The 18060-nt window shown below is 72.4% G+C and carries 17 protein-coding genes; 14 read left to right on the top strand and 3 right to left on the bottom strand.

Going from position 1 to position 18060, the window contains the following annotated elements; genetic code table 11:
* Positions 1–15: 15 nt before the first annotated feature.
* Positions 16–579, bottom strand: a complete 564-nt coding sequence (locus Q8W71_RS20070; RefSeq protein WP_305527176.1) for a DUF6931 family protein — start codon at positions 577–579, stop codon at positions 16–18.
* A gap of 6 nt (positions 580–585) precedes the next feature.
* A complete protein-coding gene (locus tag Q8W71_RS20065) occupies positions 586–2433 on the bottom strand; it encodes a type VI secretion system Vgr family protein (RefSeq protein ID WP_305527175.1) in 1848 nt (615 codons plus the stop codon).
* 103 nt (positions 2434–2536) lie between these two features.
* Here Q8W71_RS20065 and Q8W71_RS20060 point away from each other — a divergent pair, with 103 nt between their 5' ends.
* The 14 genes from Q8W71_RS20060 (at position 2537) to Q8W71_RS19995 (ending at position 16763) form a co-directional block, all read left to right on the top strand.
* Complete coding sequence (locus tag Q8W71_RS20060; RefSeq protein ID WP_305527174.1) at positions 2537–3079, top strand: OmpA family protein; 543 nt, start codon at positions 2537–2539, stop codon at positions 3077–3079.
* A 16-nt stretch (positions 3080–3095) separates the two neighbouring features.
* Positions 3096–4475 carry a type VI secretion system protein TssA gene (locus Q8W71_RS20055; RefSeq protein WP_305527173.1) on the top strand — a complete coding sequence of 460 codons (1380 nt, stop codon included), beginning with the start codon at positions 3096–3098 and terminating at the stop codon, positions 4473–4475.
* A 183-nt stretch (positions 4476–4658) separates the two neighbouring features.
* A complete protein-coding gene (gene tssB, locus Q8W71_RS20050; protein WP_305527172.1) occupies positions 4659–5180 on the top strand; it encodes a type VI secretion system contractile sheath small subunit in 522 nt (173 codons plus the stop codon).
* Positions 5181–5244: 64 nt separating this feature from the next.
* The gene (tssC, locus tag Q8W71_RS20045; RefSeq protein WP_305527171.1) at positions 5245–6768 is read left to right on the top strand and encodes a type VI secretion system contractile sheath large subunit; all 1524 of its coding nucleotides are present in this window, start codon (positions 5245–5247) and stop codon (positions 6766–6768) included.
* 132 nt (positions 6769–6900) lie between these two features.
* Positions 6901–7383, top strand: a complete 483-nt coding sequence (locus tag Q8W71_RS20040; RefSeq protein ID WP_305527170.1) for an Hcp family type VI secretion system effector — start codon at positions 6901–6903, stop codon at positions 7381–7383.
* Positions 7384–7481: 98 nt separating this feature from the next.
* Complete coding sequence (gene tssE / locus Q8W71_RS20035) at positions 7482–8030, top strand: type VI secretion system baseplate subunit TssE (RefSeq protein WP_305527169.1); 549 nt, start codon at positions 7482–7484, stop codon at positions 8028–8030.
* A 46-nt stretch (positions 8031–8076) separates the two neighbouring features.
* Positions 8077–10029 carry a type VI secretion system baseplate subunit TssF gene (gene tssF / locus Q8W71_RS20030; protein ID WP_305527168.1) on the top strand — a complete coding sequence of 651 codons (1953 nt, stop codon included), beginning with the start codon at positions 8077–8079 and terminating at the stop codon, positions 10027–10029.
* Positions 10026–11051, top strand: coding sequence for a type VI secretion system baseplate subunit TssG (tssG, locus tag Q8W71_RS20025; RefSeq protein WP_305527167.1), 1026 nt, complete (start codon positions 10026–10028; stop codon positions 11049–11051). Before tssF ends, tssG begins: the two co-directional genes overlap by 4 nt.
* A complete protein-coding gene (gene tssH, locus Q8W71_RS20020) occupies positions 11048–13819 on the top strand; it encodes a type VI secretion system ATPase TssH (RefSeq protein ID WP_305527166.1) in 2772 nt (923 codons plus the stop codon). Before tssG ends, tssH begins: the two co-directional genes overlap by 4 nt.
* 52 nt (positions 13820–13871) lie before the next feature.
* Positions 13872–14825, top strand: a complete 954-nt coding sequence (locus Q8W71_RS20015; protein WP_305527165.1) for a hypothetical protein — start codon at positions 13872–13874, stop codon at positions 14823–14825.
* A complete protein-coding gene (locus tag Q8W71_RS20010) occupies positions 14822–15382 on the top strand; it encodes a hypothetical protein (protein ID WP_305527164.1) in 561 nt (186 codons plus the stop codon). The genes Q8W71_RS20015 and Q8W71_RS20010 overlap by 4 nt, the downstream gene beginning before the upstream one ends.
* Positions 15383–15470: 88 nt before the next feature.
* On the top strand, positions 15471–15770 hold the full coding sequence (locus Q8W71_RS20005) for a hypothetical protein (RefSeq protein ID WP_305527163.1): 300 nt from the start codon (positions 15471–15473) through the stop codon (positions 15768–15770).
* Positions 15767–16243, top strand: coding sequence for a hypothetical protein (locus Q8W71_RS20000; RefSeq protein WP_305527162.1), 477 nt, complete (start codon positions 15767–15769; stop codon positions 16241–16243). The genes Q8W71_RS20005 and Q8W71_RS20000 overlap by 4 nt, the downstream gene beginning before the upstream one ends.
* Positions 16244–16262: 19 nt before the next feature.
* A complete protein-coding gene (locus Q8W71_RS19995; RefSeq protein ID WP_305527161.1) occupies positions 16263–16763 on the top strand; it encodes a PAAR domain-containing protein in 501 nt (166 codons plus the stop codon).
* A gap of 52 nt (positions 16764–16815) precedes the next feature.
* Here Q8W71_RS19995 and Q8W71_RS19990 read toward each other — a convergent pair whose 3' ends face one another.
* Entirely contained in the window at positions 16816–18051 is a 1236-nt protein-coding gene (locus tag Q8W71_RS19990) for a M23 family metallopeptidase (RefSeq protein WP_305527160.1), read from the bottom strand.
* Positions 18052–18060: the final 9 nt, after the last annotated feature.

Below are 18060 nucleotides of genomic sequence, written 5' to 3'. Positions count from 1 at the left end.
GCGATCGGGTCGCGCTCAGGCGGATGGCGTGCCGCCGCCCCGCAGCAGCGGCGTCCCCAGGTCGATGCAGGCCTGAAGCTTGGTCGAGCGGTCCCGGGCGTTGACGGTGGCGAGCACCACCAGGACCGCGGTCCGGATCGCCCGCGGCGTCATCTCGGGCGTCGCCGGCACGACGGCGTGGGCGCTCGGGCCGATATTGCCGCCGGACCAGCCGGCCGCCAGGGCGAGCCAGGGCGTCGCGAGGCGGTGGTCGCCGGCCATGCCGAGGCGCAGCGCATCCCGCCGCCGCAGGTCGTCCGGCTCGCGCACCCAGGCCTCGGCGGCGGCGAGGGGCGCGTCCTCCTGCCCCGGCGCCACGCCGCCGAGGAGGCGCACCGCCTGGATCGCCCACCACACCCCCTCCCGCCGCCCGAGGGCGTAGGCGAGCAGGCTGACGGCATCCTCCGGGGTGCGGCCGCGCCGCACGCGCTCGAGGAACGCCAGGGGCGCCTCGTCGGTCTGCGCGGCGCTGATGTCGCGCTCGGCGCTCGGGAACGCGGCGAAGAGGTCCGTGACGGTGCTGAAGCGGGAGCCGGCCATGCGGCGTCAGGCGCAGTTGAGCTTGATGAGCGGCGCCTTCTCGTCGATCAGCGCCGTGCCCTGCACCGAGATCTTGCCGGACTCGATCGTCATCGTGGCCGGATCCATGGTGATCTTGGTCGCCCCGACCTCGATCACGATCTTCGTGCCCGCCTTGATGTGGATCTCCTGGGCGATGTCCACGTCCCAGTTGCCGCGGTCGACCTTGAGGCTGTCGTCGCCGTTCTTCAGGGTCGTGGCGCGCGAGGGCTCGCCTGACGGCGTGCCGAACGCGACGCCGATCTCGCGGGTCTCGGTGTTGCGCACCAGCGATTCGAGATCCTTCTCGGCCCGCAGGTTGATCTTCTCGGAGGACTTCTTGTCGTCGAAGGTGAGCTGATTGAAGCCGCCATGCCCCTTCGTCGAATCGGACTTCATCCCTGAGACGGTCTTCTCGTCCGGCAGCTTGTACGGGTAGGGGTAGTCCTTGTTGTAGACGGTGCCGACGATGAGCGGCTGGTCGGGATCGCCTTCCAGGAACTGGACGACGACCTCCTGCCCGACGCGGGGAATCACCTGGAAGCCCCAGGACTTGCCCGACCACATCTGCGCCACCCGCACCGGCCGCGAGATGCGGTCCTTGTCCCTGTTCCAGTGGAACTGCACGAAGACGCGGCCCTCCTCGTCGACGTCGATCTCCTCGCTCTCCTTGCCCTTGCGGGTGGTGACGATCGCCGTCTGCGGGCCGTAGACGCGCGGCCGCGGCGTCTCCAGCGGGGCGCGGAACGGCCGGTCCACGGGCTGGAGGGTGTAGGTGCCCGCGTAGAGCTCGCCCGGCTCGGCGCCGGGACCGCTGCGGTAGGTCTCGCTGGCGATCACGTGGCGGGCCGAGACCACGAGGTACTGCCCGTCGTCGGCCGGGTGCTGCCGGATGGTCACGAGGCCGCCGGGATAGAGGCTCGCCGCGTCGCCCGCGGCGCTGCGGCGGTGGTCGGCGGCCTGCTCCGCTTCGAGGCGCACCTTCGCGCGCTTCTTGCCGAGATCGCGCTCGGTGTGGCGGCCGGGATAGTCGTAGGCTTCGAGCGAGGCCTTCTCGTACCGCTCGGCCGCCTGCGCGTCCGCCTTCAGGTTGGCGGTCGGCTTCATGTAGTCGAAGTCGTTGGTGGCGAACCGGCCGGTGCGGAAGGTCCGGTCGGCGCGCCAGGTCGAGACGTGCTCGCGCTCGCGCCGGTCGAGGTCGGCCACCGGGATGAACGGGATCGTCCCGCCCCCGGCGCGGACCGGCCGGTGGCACGAGCGCGAATCGGCCAGGATCAATTGGTGCTTGCTCTCGCTGTGCTCGTGGAAGGTGTAGATGCCCCACTCTTCCATCAGGCGGCTGACGAAGCTGAGGTCGCTCTCCCGGTACTGGACGCAGTACTCGATCTTGTCGAAGTCGCCGCGGCTGGCCTTGACCTCGTAATCCTGGAATCCGGCGTCCTTGAAGACGTCCTCGACGATGTCGATGACGGTCTTGTCCTTGAAGATGCGGCAGTTCGCGCGCCGCCCGAGCAGCCAGAACCACGGCCGCAGGGTCAGGCGGTAGGCGTTCAGGGCCTGCTGGACGCCGGTCCACTGCGCGTCGACCAGCACGCCGTTGAAGTAGCGCTCCACGCCTTCGTAAGACTTGAACCGGACGCAGGCGTTCTTCCCGAGCAACCGGTCGAAGTTGAAGTTCTGATCCTCGGACAGGGCGTCGATGCGGTACGTGAAGAGACTGCTGAGCGCCTCCTCCGCCTCGAAGTGATGCAGCACGAACGTGTCGCGGCCGGCGGCCGTCGTCAGTTCGGCGACGCGCCCGGTCTGCGCGGGTGTGCTGGAGGCGCCGAAGCTCACAATCCGTTCCCTGCCACCTTCCGGAGACGCCGCCGTTATAGTATGTCCCGAATGGTCCGCAAACGGTTTGGACCAAGTCCATTCCACACCCATGAGACGCGCCATGAGCATCTCGATCCGGCATCCTTTGGCACTTGCGGTCCTCGTCGCGTCGACCGGCGGCGTTCTCGCCGGCCCCGCCTACAAGGCCTCGGACGTGGTGAATCACTTCTCGCCCCAGGCGGATCTGGGCTCGGCCCGGGCCCTGTGCATCGGCACCGAGAGCGACTGCGCCAAGCAGATCCCGGAGCCGGCGGCGGCCAAGACGCGCGACGGTTTCAACCTGCGGGTCAATTTCGACTACAACTCCGCCAACCTCGTGCCCGACGCCCGGGCCAACCTCGACGAGCTGGTCCGCGCCCTGAAGGACCCGCGCCTGGCGAGCAGCCGGTTCGTGGTCGAGGGCCACACCGACGGCACCGGCAGCGACGCGTTCAACCTCGACCTGTCGATGCGCCGCGCCGGCTCGGTCGTGCGCTACCTGACGGATCACGGCGTCGACCTCGCCCGCCTCGACGCCAAGGGCTACGGCAAGCAGAAGCCCCTGGTGAGCGACCCGCTGTCGCCCGAGAACCGGCGCGTCGAGACCCGCCTTCAGGCCGAGTAGGGGTCCCGGCGCCCGCATGGCGCTCGCCCTCGACCCGGCCCGCATCGTCGCGCCGCTCTCGCCGGAGGCCCCCTGCGGGCCGGACCTCGACGAGGCCGGCGACCTCGATTTCCTCAACGGCGTCTCGCAGGTCGAGAGCCTGATGCCGGCCGCCTTCTTCACCCGCGACGCGGAAGGGCGGCAGGTGCCGTTCGACCGCGGCGGCATCGACGTCAAGCGCGAGACCGGCACGCTGCTCGGCCTGCTCGACCGGTCCCGGGACCTGCGCGTCCTGACCCTGCTCGGGCGGCTGGCGATGCTCGACCGCGACCTGCCCGGCTTCGCCGCCGTGCTCGCGGCGGTGGCCGGCCTGCTGGAGGCGCGGTGGGAGGCGGTCCATCCCCGGGGCGACGGGGCGGATTACGAGCTGCGCGGCGCGGTCCTGCAATCCCTCGACGACGTGCCGACCGTGATCCTGCCGTTGCAGCACGTCGCCCTGTTCCAGAGCCGCCGCTACGGCCCGATCACCTTCCGCAGCGTGATGATCGCCGACCGGGAGGTGCCGGGCCGCGAGGACGAGCCGGCCCCCGACCGCGGCATGATCCTCCAGGCCCGCGCCGAGGCGCCCGCCGAGGAGGTGCGCGCCGTGGCGGAGGCGGCGGGGCGGATCGTCGACGAGGCCGCCCGCATCGGCGCCCTGACCGCCCAGCGGGGGGGACAGGCGGGGGCGATCCGGCTCGAGCGCCTGGAGAGCCTCGCCGCCCGCATCCGGGAGCTGCTGGCCGACCGGGACGCGGAGGCCGGCCCGGAGGCGGTCGGGCCGGAGACGGCGCAGCCCGGCGAATCACCCGCGGCCGCCCGCGCGCCCGGGGGTGCGATCGCCACCGCCGCCGAGGCCGCCGCCGCGCTCTCGGCCGTCGCGCTCTACCTGCGCGGCAACGAGCCTTCGAGCCCGGCCGAGGTCCTCGTGCGGCAGGCCCAGATGCTCCTCGGCAAATCGTTCATCGAGGTGATGCGCATCCTCATGCCGGACCAAGCCGGGGAGGCGGCGGTGGTGATGGGCGCCAATCGCAGCCTGCGCCTCACCTTCGAGCAGCTCGCCGCCGTGCCCGACGCGGTCGAGGACACCCCGGAGGCGGCCTGGGACGACCCCGCCGAGGGGGACGGGGTCGAGGGGGATACAAGTGATGCGGATACGGCCGAGGGGGAAGCGGCGCCCGAGGCGCCGCCGGCCCGCCGGTTCCGAGCCGCCACCCGCGCCGAGGCCGTCGCCCTGCTGCGCGAGATCGGCGGCTTTTTTCGGACTCACGAGCCGTCGAGCCCGATCCCGCTCCTCCTCGACAAGGCGGCCGCGATGGCGGACCGCGATTTCCTGGCGATCCTGCGGGACGTGATGCCCGAGCCCGAGGCCGGATGACAGGCCGCCGCCCGGGCCGCGGTCGCGCGGCCGGGTCCTACTTGCGGGGCGCGTGAAAATCTGCTGGACTGCTTTTGGTAGGCGCGGCCGCGAAGCAGCGGTCAGTACAGAATTCGAACCGTCTTCAGAGCTGGACGGTCCGAGCGCCGCGCATCGAACACCGGCCCGGAAAGGTTTCGCGCGATGACCGAGGCGAGCCACAAGTTCATCAAGCGCAACCGACCGCCGCGGGTGCACATCACCTACGACGACCCCTACGACGCGGAGCGGAAGGTCGAGCTGCCGTTCATCATGGGCGTGCTGTCGGACCTGTCGGGCAACGCGTCGACGGTGGAGAAGCCCGACACCGCCGAGCGCAAGTTCCTCGACGTCGACATGGACAACTTCGAGCAGCGCATGGCCGCGGTCGATCCCGCCGTGCGCTTCAACGTGACGGACCGCCTGTCGGACAGCGACGCCAAGATGTCGGTCGAGCTCCATTTCAAGAAGATGGACGATTTCGGGCCCGCCGCGGTCGCCCGCCAGGTGCCCTCGCTCGCCAAGCTGCTCGAAGCGCGCGAGCAGCTCGCCAACCTGCTGCGCTACATGGACGGCAAGGTCGCCGCCAGCGACCAGATCAAGGCGCTGCTGAAGGACCCGGCGCTGATGGAGGCGCTGAAGGAGCGCCTCGCGGCGCCGGAGACCGCCGGATCCGAGCCGTCCTGAGCCGAACGCCGAGCCGGCCGCCGCGCCGCGGCCCCGACGCCCCCTGATCGAGAGCTTGCGACCCATGGCTGCCGAGTCCGCCGAGATCACCGCCCCGCCGTCCGCCGCCCCGCCGTCCGCCGCCACGGGGACGAGCGAGGCGAACGAGTTCGCCGCCCTGCTCAAGCAGAGCTTCAAGCCGCGCACCGAGCGCGCGGCGACCGAGGTCGAGAACGCGGTCGGCACCCTCGTGCGCGAGGCGCTCGCCGACGCGACCCTGATCCAGGACGACGTCCTCGACACGATCGAGGAGATGATCGCCCGGATCGACCGCAAGCTGACCGCCCAGGTCAACGAGATCATCCACGCGCCGGAATTCCAGCAGATCGAGAGCGCGTGGCGCGGCCTGAACTACCTCGTGATGAACTCCGAGACGGACACCACCCTGAAGATCCGGGTGATGAACATCTCGAAGCAGGAGCTGCACAAGAACCTGCGGCTGTTCCCGGGCGCGCGCTGGGACCAGAGCCCGTTCTTCAAGAAGGTCTACGAGGCGGAGTTCGGGCAGCTCGGCGGCGAGCCGTTCGGCTGCCTGATCGCCGACTACTACTTCAGCCACCTGTCCCAGGACGTGCAGTTGCTGCGCGAGATCGGCAAGACCGCCAACGCGGCGCACGCGCCGTTCTTCGCCGCGGCCGACCCGACGCTGCTCGGCATGGACGCGTTCACCGAACTGGCCAACCCGCGCGACCTCGCCAAGATCTTCGACACGCCCGACTACGTGCAGTGGAAGGGCCTGCGCGAGTCGCCGGACGCCCGCTACGTCGGTCTGTGCATGCCCCGGGTGCTGGCGCGCGTCCCCTACGGCGCCAAGACGGAGCCCGTCGAGGACTTCGCCTTCGAGGAGGAGACGGACGGCCACAAGGGCGGGAAGTACGCCTGGATGAACGCGGCCTACGCGATGGCGGTCAACATCAACCGCGCCTACAAGGAGTGCGGCTGGACGGTGCGCATCCGGGGCGTCGAGTCCGGCGGCGAGGTGATCAACCTCCCGAGCCACGCGTTCCCGACCGACGACGGCGGGATCGATCTCAAGTGCCCGACCGAGATCGCGATCAGCGACCGGCGCGAGGCGGAGCTGGCCAAGTCCGGCCTGATCCCGCTGATCCACCGGAAGAACACGGACAAGGCCGCCTTCATCGGCGCGCAGTCCGTCTACAAGCCGCGGCAGTTCTACGGGCCGGACGGCGTCGCGGCGACCGCCTCCGACAACCTGTCGTCCCGCCTGCCGTACATGTTCGCGGTGTCGCGGTTCGCCCACTACCTGAAATGCATGGTGCGCGACAAGATCGGCACCACCAAGGAGAAGGATCAGCTCACGCGCTGGTTGCAGGAGTGGATCAACGAATACGTCGACGGCGACCCGATCAACTCCAGTGAGCAGACCAAGGCGCGCAAGCCCCTGGCCGCCGCGCGCGTCGATATCTTCGAGAACGAGGAGAACCCGGGCTACTACTCGGCCAAGTTCTACCTCCGGCCCCACTATCAGCTCGAAGGCATGGATATCGGCATGAGCTTGGTCTCACGCCTGCCGGCGCCCAAGCAGTAGAGGTCGAAGCACTTCGGACGCGTATTCCACTGCGCGCGGGGCTCCGCCGCGTATCGGGGCCGCATCCTCGCGGATGCCCCGAGGCCGGGCGCGCGCCACCGATCAGGCGGTCCAAGCGAAGGGGGCATCATCATGGCGGTCGACATCTTCCTGAAGCTCGAAGGCATCAAGGGCGAGGCGCAGGATCACAAGTACAAGGACGAGATCGACGTCCTGGCCTGGTCCTGGGGCGCCTCCCAGTCCGGGACGACGCATGGCGGATCCGGCTCGGGCTCCGGCAAGGTCAGCGTCCAGGACCTCAGCATCACGAAGTACATCGACAAGTCGAGCGCGACGCTGTTCCAGCACTGCTGCAACGGCAAGCACATCTCCAAGGGCACGCTCATCGTCCGCAAGGCGGGCGAGAAGCCGCTGGAGTACCTGACGATCGATCTCCAGGACATCATCGTCACGCACGTCTCGCTCGGCGGGTCCGGCAGCGAGGACCGGCTGACGGAGAACGTGACGCTGAACTTCGGCACCTTCCACGTGAAGTACGCCATGCAGACCGAGAAGGGCTCGAAGGGCGCCGAAGTCGAGCACAAGTGGCACATCGCCAAGAACGCCGCCGGCTGACGGCGCGTCCGGGACCGGCAACGCCCGGCGGCGCCGCCGCCGGCCCGCGCCCGCCGGGCCGGCATCCACGTCGGCGGCGCGCGCTCGAGGAGCGAGGCATGGCTTCGAGGACCGACGCGAAGCGCGTCCGCATCCCGCTCATGGAAGCGTTCCGCGCGGCCCATCGCGCCCGGGACGCGCGCGCGCGCCTCGACGTGCGCGACGCGGACGGCGAGCGCGTCGTGGCCGGGCGCCGGGCGACGGCGCGCGCGGCGATGAGCGCGAGCGAGCTTCAGCGCAGCGTGGCCGGCGACGTCGAGCGGCTGATGAACACGATCCACTTCGCCGCCGACACTGACCTCGCGGGCCTGCCGCACGCGCGGCGCTCGGTCCTGAACCACGGCTTCGTCAATATCGGGCGGATGACGATCGACGAGATCGGCGTCGGCGCGATCGCGGCCGAGATCAAGGCCGCCCTGCAAACCTTCGAGCCGCGCCTGTTCCCGCCCTCGATCGCGGTCCACCGCGACGCCAGCGTCGACGCGGCGGAACTCAAGCTGCGCTTCGTCGTCCGCGCCGAGATCGAGGCCGACCCGCTCAACGTCCCCGTCGAGTTCGTGGCCGACCTCGAACGCGACACCGGCCGGATCCGGATCGGCCAGCCGTGACCGCCGGGAATCACACCATCGGTCACACCACCCGGGATCTGCCCCGGTGAACCGGGAATTCCTCGACCTCTACAACCGCGAGCTGGGCTACCTGCGCGAGCACGCGCGCGAGTTCGCCGACGAGTTTCCCGGCATCGCCGAGCGCCTCGGCGGGCTGATCGAGGGCCAGACCGACCCGATGATCGCCGGCCTGCTGGAGGGAGCCGCCTTCCTCGCGGCCCGCGTGCAGCTCAAGCTCAAGCACGAGTTCCCCGAGTTCACCCAGAACCTGCTCGAACAGCTCGTCCCGAACTACCTCGCGCCGACCCCGTCGGCCCTGCTCGCCCGCGTCGCGCCGGCCTTCGGCGACGCGGCCCTGAGGGACGGCCCGCGCATCGCGGCCGGCAGCCGGCTCGACGCGACCTACCGGGAGCGCGACCGGCAGATCGCCTGCCGCTTCACCACCACGCAGGACCTGCGGCTGTGGCCCTTCGAGATCGCCGCCGCGGAGTACTTCTCCCACGCCGCCCCGCTCTGCGCGCTGGGGGTGGACGAGCGCGACGTGGTCACGGGGATGCGCCTGAGCCTGACCCACCGCAAGGCCGCGGACCGGGCGGCCGAGCCGACCGAGGCCGCGGCTGCGCAGGATCCGGAGACGTGGTTCTCGGGTTGCGCCCTCGACGCGCTCCCGGTCCATCTCGTCGGGCCGGAAGCGGACGCGGTGGCGATCTACGAGCAGGTGTTCGCCGACTGCATCGGGCTCTACCTGCGCTACCTCGACGCCTACGGCGATCCGGTGGTGGTGCCGCTCGGGCGCGGGTGCATCGAGCCCGTCGGGTTCGGGCCGAACGAGGCGCTGATCCCCAAGGACGAGCGCCTGTTCGACGGGTTCGACCTCCTGCGCGAGTACTTCATGTTCCCGCGCAAGTTCCTCGGCTTCCGGCTGACCGGGCTCGCCGCATGGCTGCCGCAGGTCCGCACGCGCAACCTCGACATCCTGTTCACCTTCGACGCGGCGAGCCCGCAACTGGGCGCCGCCGTGCGGCCGGACGCCTTCGCGCTCTACGCGGTGCCGGCGGTGAACCTGTTCGAGATGCGGCTCGACCGGGTGCCCGTGGAGGCGAGCCGCCACGAGTACCACCTCGTGGCCGACCGGACCCACCACCTCGACTTCGAGCCCCACCGCGTCCGGCAGGTCTACGCCCACCGCTCCGGCGTGGACGGCAAGGTCCCGGTCCGCCCGCTCTACGCCCCCTCCGGCGACGCCCACGACGCCGGGCTTTACTACACCGTGCGGCGCATGCCCCGCCGCCGCACCAGCCGGGAGCGGCGCTACGGCACGGCGTCCGACTACACCGGCACCGACCTGTTCCTGTCGCTGATCGAGCCCGCGGGCGCGGCCGACGGCGCCATCGCCGAGCTGAGCGTGCGGGCGCTGTGCTCGAACCGCCACCTGCCGGAGCTGCTCCCGGTCGGCGAATCGGGGGCCGACTTCCGGTTCGCCGACGACGTCGCCCTCGACGTGACCTGCCTCGTCGGCCCGACGCGCCCGCGCGAGCCGGTCGTCGCCCACCTGCGCAGCCGCTCGGGCACCCTGTACACCGGCGCCATCTCCTGGCGCCTGATCAACGTGCTGAGCCTCAACCCGCTCGGCCTCGTCGCCCGCGGCGCCGGGCGCGGGGCGGAGGCGCTGCGCGAGGTGCTGATGCTGTTCGCCGACCTGTCCGACAGCGCCGCCGAGCGGCGCATCCGCGGGGTGCGCAGCATCGACAGCAGGCCGGTCGTGCGGCGCTTGCGCCAGCGCATCGGCACCGGCACCGCCCGGGGCACCGAGGTGACGGTCACCCTCGACGACAAGGCCTTCGAGGGGACCGGCATCTTCCTCCTCGGGGCGATCCTGGAGCGCTTCTTCGCCGAGTACGCCTCGCTCAACCACTTCACCCAGACCGTGATCCGCACGGTCGAGCGCGGCGAGATCGTGCGCTGGCCGCCGCGCGTCGGCGGGCGGAGGCTGCTGTGACCGACCTCGACGCCCTCCAGCGCGAACCCTGGGCGCACGACCTGCTGGCGACGCTGCGCTGGATCGAGCGGAGCCATCCCGACCGGCCGCGGATCGGCGACAGCGCCGCCCGCCGCGAGGACGCGGTGACCCTCGGCCAGGATCCGTTCCTCGAATTTCCGGCCTCCACCGTCGAGGCGGCGCAGGTCGACGAGGCCGGGCGGCTGCGCCTCGTCGCGCGGTTCCTCGGCCTGCTCGGGCCGCAGGGGCCGCTGCCGCTCGCCACCACCGACGAGGCCTACGGCTGGCTGCTGGAGCGCGACGAGGCGCTGCCGCGCTTCCTCGACATCGTCAACAACCGCTTCCTGCAACTGTTCTACCGGGCCTGGGCCGAGGCGCGGCCGATCGCCCAGCACGAGCACCCGGCGCGCGACCGCTTCGAGACCTATGTCGGCGCCGCGGCCGGCCTCGGATCGCCGGTGTTCCGCGATCTCGACGCGGTGCCCGATTCCGGCAAGATCGCCTTCGCCGGCCTGCTGGCCCCGGCCGCGCGCGCGGGCTCGCGCCTGCGCAACGCCGTGGCGGGCCTGCTCGGCGTCGCGGTCGAGGTCGAGGAGTTCGTCGGCACCTTCCTCGAACTCGATCCGGACGACCGCTCGCATCTCGGGCGGAGCCATGCCGGGCTCGGGCAGGGCGTGCTGCTCGGCCGGAGCGTGTTCTCGGTCGAGGATCGGATCCGGCTGCGCATCTACGCCGCCGACCTCGACGCGTATCTGCGGCTGCTGCCCGGCGGCGCGGACTGCCTGCCGCTGGCCGACCTCGTGTTCTTCTACCTGGGCGACGAGTTCGACTGGGAGGTCGAGCTGGCGCTGCCGGTCCCCTGCCTCGCGCCGGTCTGCCTCGGGCGCAGCGGCCGGCTCGGCTACACGGCCTGGATCGACCGCGGCGGCGATTCCGCGAGCGACGCCTACCGGCGCGACGCGCGCTTCCAGCCGGCGGAGCGGGTGCGGCGGACCGATTATCGAGAGGGGCGCGCGGCGTGAGCGAGATCAGCCTCGAGACCGTCACCGGCAAGCTCAACCGCGTCGGCTACGACGCCTTCATCCAGGCGCTCCGCCAAGCGCGGGGCGCCGGGAACCGCAACGTCGAGCTCGCCCACTGGCTCGCCTGCCTGCACGCGCAGCAATCCGGCGATCTCGCCCTGACCGCCGACCGGTACAAGCTCGACCGGGGGCGCCTGTCGGCCGACCTCGCGGGGGCGGTCGAGGCCCTGAAGCGCGGCGAGACCGAGATGCCCGGCATCTCGAACACGATCGTCGACCTGCTCGACCGCGGCTGGCACTACGCGACGCTCCTGTTCGGCGAGACGCAGATCCGCTCCGGCCACCTGCTCGTCGGCGCGCTCAAGTCGAACGGCCTGCGGCGCGCCCTGCTCGCCCTGTCGCCCGAGTTCGGCCGGATCCCGGTCGACACGCTGATGGGCGAGTACCGGACGGTCTGGGCCAAGTCCGACGAGGAGAACCTGCGGCCGATGGACGGCGCCGGGCCGATCGCCGCCGGCAGCCCGGGCGCGGCCGAGGCGCGGGGCCGCACCGCCCTCGACCGGTTCTCGCAGGATCTCACGGCCAGGGCCGAGGCCGGCGAGATAGACCCGGTGCGCGGCCGCGACGACGAGATCCGCCAGCTCGTCGACGTGCTGATGCGGCGGCGGCAGAACAACCCGATCCTCACCGGCGAGGCCGGCGTCGGCAAGACCGCCGTGGTCGAGGGCTTCGCGCAGGCGCTCGCGGACGGTGCCGTGCCGCCGGCGCTGAAGGGCGTGCGCCTGCACGCGCTGGACGTCGGGCTGATGCAGGCCGGCGCGTCGATGAAGGGCGAGTTCGAGCAGCGCCTGCGCTCGGTCATCGACGAGGTGCAGTCCTCGCCGGTGCCGATCATCCTGTTCATCGACGAGGCCCACACGCTGATCGGCGCGGGCGGCCCCGCCGGCACCGGGGACGCGGCCAACCTCCTCAAGCCGGCGCTGGCCCGCGGCACGCTCAAGACCATCGCGGCCACCACCTGGGCCGAGTACCGCCAGTATTTCGAGAAGGATCCGGCGCTCACCCGCCGCTTCCAGCCGATCCAGGTCGGCGAGCCCGGCGTGGTGCAGGCCTGCGACATGCTGCGCGGCCTGCTCGCGCCGATGGAGCGGCACCACGGGGTGCGCATCGCCAACGCGGCGGTCGTGGCGGCAGTGAACCTGTCGCACCGCTACATCCCGGCCCGCCAGCTCCCCGACAAGGCCGTGAGCCTGCTCGACACCGCCTGCGCGCGCGTCGCGATCAGTCAGACCGCCGTGCCCGCCGCGATCCAGGACGCGCGCGCGACGATCCGGGCCCGGGAGAGCGCGCGGGAGAGCCTGCGCGCCGACGCCGATCTCGGCTCCGACGAGTCCCGGCAGATCGCGGAGATCGACGCCGAGCTCGCGGACCTCCGGGACGGGCTCGGGCGTCTCGAAGCGGCGTGGCAGGCCGAGACGGCGCTCGTCGGGGAGATCCGGGCGCTGCGCGCCGAGGCCGCGGACGGGGGCCGCCGGGACGTGCAAGGCGTCGATGTCGGGCCGGGCGTCGAGGCCGGGCCGGGCGTCGAGGCTGAGACGACCGCGTCCGGCGACGAGCCCCCCGTGCCGGACGGGCCGGCGGACCCGGACGCGCGCGGCGCCGCGCTGCGGGAGAAGGCCGCGGCGCTCGCGGCGATCGAGCCCGCCGCGCGCATGATCTACGCCCATGTCGACGCGCAGGCGGTGGCCTCCGTCGTCTCGGACTGGACCGGCATCCCGGTCGGGCGGATGGTCCGGGACGAGATCGAGACGGTGATGCGCCTGCCCGAGATCCTGAACCGGCGCGTGGTCGGCCAGGCGCACGGGCTGTCAATGATCGCCAAGCGGATCGAGACCAACAAGGCCAAGCTCGACAACCCGAACAAGCCGATCGGCGTGTTCATGCTCTGCGGCCCCTCGGGCGTCGGCAAGACCGAGACGGCGCTGGCGCTGGCCGAAGCCCTCTACGGGGGCGAGCAGAACATGATCACCATCAACATGAGCGAGTTCCAGGAGGCGCACACCGTCTCGACGCTGAAGGGCGCGCCGCCGGGCTACGTCGGCTACGGCGAGGGCGGCCGCCTGACCGAGGCGGTCCGGAGGCGGCCCTACAGCGTCATCCTGCTCGACGAGGTCGAGAAGGCGCACCCGGACGTCCACGAGATCTTCTTCCAGGTGTTCGACAAGGGCGTCATGGAGGACGGCACCGGCCGCCGGATCGACTTCAAGAACACGCTCATCATCCTGACGTCGAATGTCGGCACCGAGCTGATCATGCAACGCGCCGCCGATCCCGGCTACCGCTCGGACGCCGAGGCGCTGGCGCAGGCCCTGCGGCCGGCCCTGCTCAAGGTCTTCCCGCCCGCGCTGCTCGGGCGCATCGTCACGATCCCCTACCTCCCGCTCTCGCCCGAGATGCTCGGGGGGATCGCGCGGCTCCAGCTCGACCGGATCGGCCGGCGCGTGCGCGAGAACCACGACGCCGCCTTCGCCTACGACGACGCGGTGGTCGCGCACATCGTCTCCCGCTGCGACGACCCGGATTCGGGCGGCCGGATGATCGACAACATCGTCACGAACACGCTCCTGCCGGAGCTGTCCCGCGAACTCCTGAACAGGATGCTGTCCGGCGAGACCGTGGAGACGGTGCGCGTCACGCACCGGGGCGACCGGTTCTCCTACGCCTTCGGGGAGGGCGCGGGGGCTGCGGAGGGCGCGGCGGGGCCGTGACGGGCGGCGGCCCGGGGATCGGTGTGCGGCAGTCTCGGAACGAGGGTCGGCCATGGCGAATTTTCAGAAGCACGGGAAGAACGTCCACGGCACGACGCTCCAGGTGCCGGCGGGTCAGCCCTACGAACTCGGGCTGTGGGGGCCCCTCGACGTCCGCAACAACGTCGAGCTCGACGTCTCGATCTCGCCCGCCAACCCGTCGGTGGGCATCGTGCGGGGCAGCATGCTGTCCGGCCAGCCCGTCCGGGTGTGGCGGTTCACGGGGCTCCCGGCCGGCCGCATCCTCGTCGAGGCGAAGGACCGCTCCGGCTCGACCTGGACCAGCGTCACCCTCTCCGTCGGCGCGGGGGCGGACGCGGGCGCGTCGAGCAGCGGGACGCCGGGCCGGCTCTACACGGACAATCCCAACGAGGTCGGCACCCAGCGCACCACGCCGACGGCGGCCCAGGTGATCGACATGATCCTGTCGTCGTGGCCGGACCTCAACCAGACCGGCGCCCGCAGCCTCGCCTCTCAGTTCATGACCGAGACGGGACGGGGCAAGTACTGCTTCAACTGGAACCTCGGCAACATCAAGGGCGGCGCCAAGGAGCCGCACATGTACCTGAAGAACGTGTGGGAATGCTACAATTCCTCGGCCGTCGACGGGGCGGTCTCGGCGGCGGGCGGGCTGGCGCGGGCGGTCGAGAACGAGTCCGAGGAGGCGCGCGCCCACGGCTGGCGCTGCAAGCAGGCGATCGTCGTCTTCAGCCCGCCGCACGCCCAGTGCCGCTTCCGCGCCTACAAGAACCTCGAGGACGGCGCCCAGCGCTGGGTCGGGCATCACAAGAAGATCGCCGCCGGGCACGCGGGCTACCTCGACGCCCTGAACGCGGGCGACATCGACAGCGTCGCCCACTTCCTCAAGATCGCGAAATACTACACCGCCAAGGAAGACACCTACGCCCACAACATGAAGGCCGAGAAGGCCCGGATCGACCAGCAGCTCGGCGCGGTGGCGCAGTGAGCCGCGTCCGGGCCGCGTCGGCTCCGGCCCTCGGCATCCTCGCGGCCCTGCTCGCCGTCAGCGGGAGCGGGCCCGGCGATGCCCGAGCCCGGGAGCGGCCGGCCGATCGCGTCGTGCTGCACCTCGGGGCGCCGCCGCAGCACCTGCGCTTCGTCGACGGCGCGCTGCACTTCTGCGAAGGCGGGCAGCCCCGGATCGCCGCGGGCGGCCACGTCCGGAGCGGCGGCGCGGCGGCCGCCTGCGCGGCGCCCGACGCGCCGAACGCCGCCTGCTCCGGCATCGCGCCGGAGGTGGCGGTGCGCTCGCCCCCGGGCGAGGCCGACGACGTCGTCGACTGGGACGCGTGGTCGCTGCCGGTGACGGGCCGCGTCCACGACTGCGCGGCGGCGGGCCGGGTCGCGCTCATCGCCACGGGCAGCCGCGTCGTGCTGGCGGATCTCGACAGGCAGGCCGCGACGGTCCTCGCGCGGCGGGGCGCGGACCGCGTCGCGATCACCGCCGACGCGCTCGCCTGGGCGCGCGGGCGCACGCTCGTGCTGATGTCGGGCTACCGATGAGCGTCGGGCTCCCGATGAGCGTGCCGGGGCCCCGGATCGTCTATGGTCGCGCCGCGCCCGGTCGCTGCGCCGGGGGAGGGAGGTCCCGTTGAACAAGAACCGTTTCGAGCGCGTCGACGAGCCGGTCGACGACGCCATGACGCTCTCGCTCAAGCGCGAGGGCGAGAAGTGCTACGGCGTGCTGAGTTGCCCGGCCTCGGCCGCGCCCGGCCACCTGCCCCGGGACTTCCGCTCCGACGAGATGCCGCTCGAACCGGCGATCCGCTCGGCGGTCCGGCTCGCCAACGAGTGGAAGGTGGCGCTGGTGGTCCAGGACCCGGACGACCTCTGGCAGCCGGACTGGGGCACGCTGTACCGGGAGGACGACGCGGATCCGAGCGACCCATGAGCGCCGCCGCCGGCTTCGACCAGGGCCGCCTCGCGGCCCTCGCGCAGGCCGTGTGGCGGCGTGGCGGCCTCGACACGCTCGTCAAGGTCGCCCCGTTCGGGACCGTGCCGGATCCGGCCCGGCCGATCGGGTACTGCACGACGCTCAAGTACGTCGTCGGCCGCACGCCCGCGCAGATGGAGGGGATCGTCGGCCTCGCCGACGACAGCAAGCTCCGCGCCGGCGCGGAGATCTTCACGGTCGCGCCCCTGCCGGCGCCCGGGGAATTCGACCTGCGGGGCTACACGCAGTGCCCCGGCGGGGTCCCCACCGACGCGCCGGGCTACGTCGCCCATCCGATCTACCCGCCGGGCCTGGGGGCGCCGCAATGGGATCTCGCGCGCGTCCCGCAGTCGCAACTGGTCTGGCTCGCCAGCGTCCCGCGCGGCCAGACCTTCCGCTACGAGGCCCGGCGGCTTCCGCCGATCCCGTGATACCCCGTCGAGGATCCCCATGCCCACCGGCCCCGCGGCCCGCATCACCGATCCGGTCGCCCACCCGCTCCCCCCGGTCCTGCAACCGGGGCCCGGCAGCCCCAACGTGCTGATCGGCAACCTGCCCGCGTGGCGCGGCGTGTCCGCCGCCGCCGCCGCCGCGATCCAGGCGGCGAAGGCGGTCTCCGACGCCGCGATCCAAGTGGCCGAGGCGGCGACGCTGGCGGCGGCCGGCACGCCCGGCGCCCCGGCCGCCCTCGCCGCCGAGGAGACCGTCAAGTCCACCGCGGCCACGTCAATGGGCTCGATGATCTCCGGCGGGGCCGGCGGCGCCGACATCCACCTCTGCGCCACCCCCCTGCCGATCCCGCCGCACGGCCCCGGCGTCGTCGTCAACGGGTCCCAGACGGTGCTGATCAACAACCTCGCCGCCTGCCGCGCGAGCGACACGATCGTGGAGGCGGTCGGACCGCCCAACGTCATCGTCATGGGCCTGCCGACGGTGATGATCGGCGGCTGAGGCCCCCGGAGCACAGCAGCACGCACGCTCATCACCGGCCGGATCGCGTCGGTCAGTCGGCGGCTTCCTCGTCGGCCGTCGCGGCGGGCCGCGGCGCGTCCGGGGCGGGACCGCCGTCGTAGAGCCTGTGCCCGGCGGCGAGGAAGCGGGCCGGATCGACGGCGCCGCCGGACAGGCGGGTCTCGTAGTGCAGGTGCGGGCCCGTCGAGCGCCCGGTCGAGCCGACGAGGCCGACGACCGAGCCGGCCTCGACCACCTGGGCGACGCTCACCTGGATCATGGACAGGTGCGCGTAGCGCGTGACGAGGTGGCGGCCGTGGTCGATCTCGACGAGGTTGCCGTAGCCGCCGCTCGGCCCGGCGCTCGTCACGCGGCCGCTCGCGGCGGTGCGCACCGGCGTCCCGACCGGGGAGCGGAAATCCATCCCCGCATGCAGGCGCTGGCCGCCGGTGAAGGGGTCCTTGCGCAGGCCGAAATTGCTGGTGGCGTGGCCCTCGCCGGCGATCGGGGGCCGCAGCGGCACCCACTCGGCCAGCGCCCGCCAGCGCCGCGCCTCCGCCAGCGCGGCCTCGGTCGCGGCGACGGAGCGCGCGAAGGTCCCGGCCGGGCCGGGGGGCACCGGCGGCGGCGCGGGTGCCGGGGGCGGAGCCAGGGCGAGGTTCAGGTCGGCGAAGACCGCGCGCACCTGCGCCCCGGCCGCGCGGGCGAGGCTCGCGAGCCGGGCGACGAAGCGGTCCTGGTCGCCCTCCGCGCGCCCGAGGGAGCCCTCGATGCGCGCGAACTGCTCGCGCACCGGCAGGGCCGCCACGGCCGTGCCCGCGTCGAGCGCACCGTTGCGGCCGGGAATGCGGCGCGGCCCGTCGGGTTGCGGCGGATCCTCCTGCGGGCCGGCCGGCGCGGCCGCGCCCCGGTCGGTGGTCGCGCGATCGGTGGTCGTGCGCTCGGTCGTGATCCGGTCGGTCAAGGTGCGGTCGCTCATGGCGGAGAGCGCGGCCGCGCGGTTCTCCAGCTCGACCTGACGGGCGACGATATCGGCGAGCCGCTCCGCGAGCCCGTCCTGCTCCAGCATCTGGTGGCTCGCCACCCCCACGAGGCGCCGGGTCAGCGCGCGCACCTTGTCGTCCGCGAGCGCCTGCCGCACCGCCGCCTCCTCGCGCAGCCGGGCGATCTCACCCCGGCCGACGATGGCGTAGGCGCTGGCCGCCGCCGCCCAGGCCAGACAGATCCCGAACAGGATCCAGCGCGGGCCGCTCCTGCGCCGCGGGGCCGGGCCCGCAGGTTTCGGCATCCCCGCGCG

Origin of the sequence: Methylobacterium amylolyticum, assembly GCF_030700245.1 — a bacterium.
In the GTDB taxonomy this organism is placed as follows: domain Bacteria; phylum Pseudomonadota; class Alphaproteobacteria; order Rhizobiales; family Beijerinckiaceae; genus Methylobacterium.
This window is presented reverse-complemented; position numbering and strand designations above follow the sequence as displayed.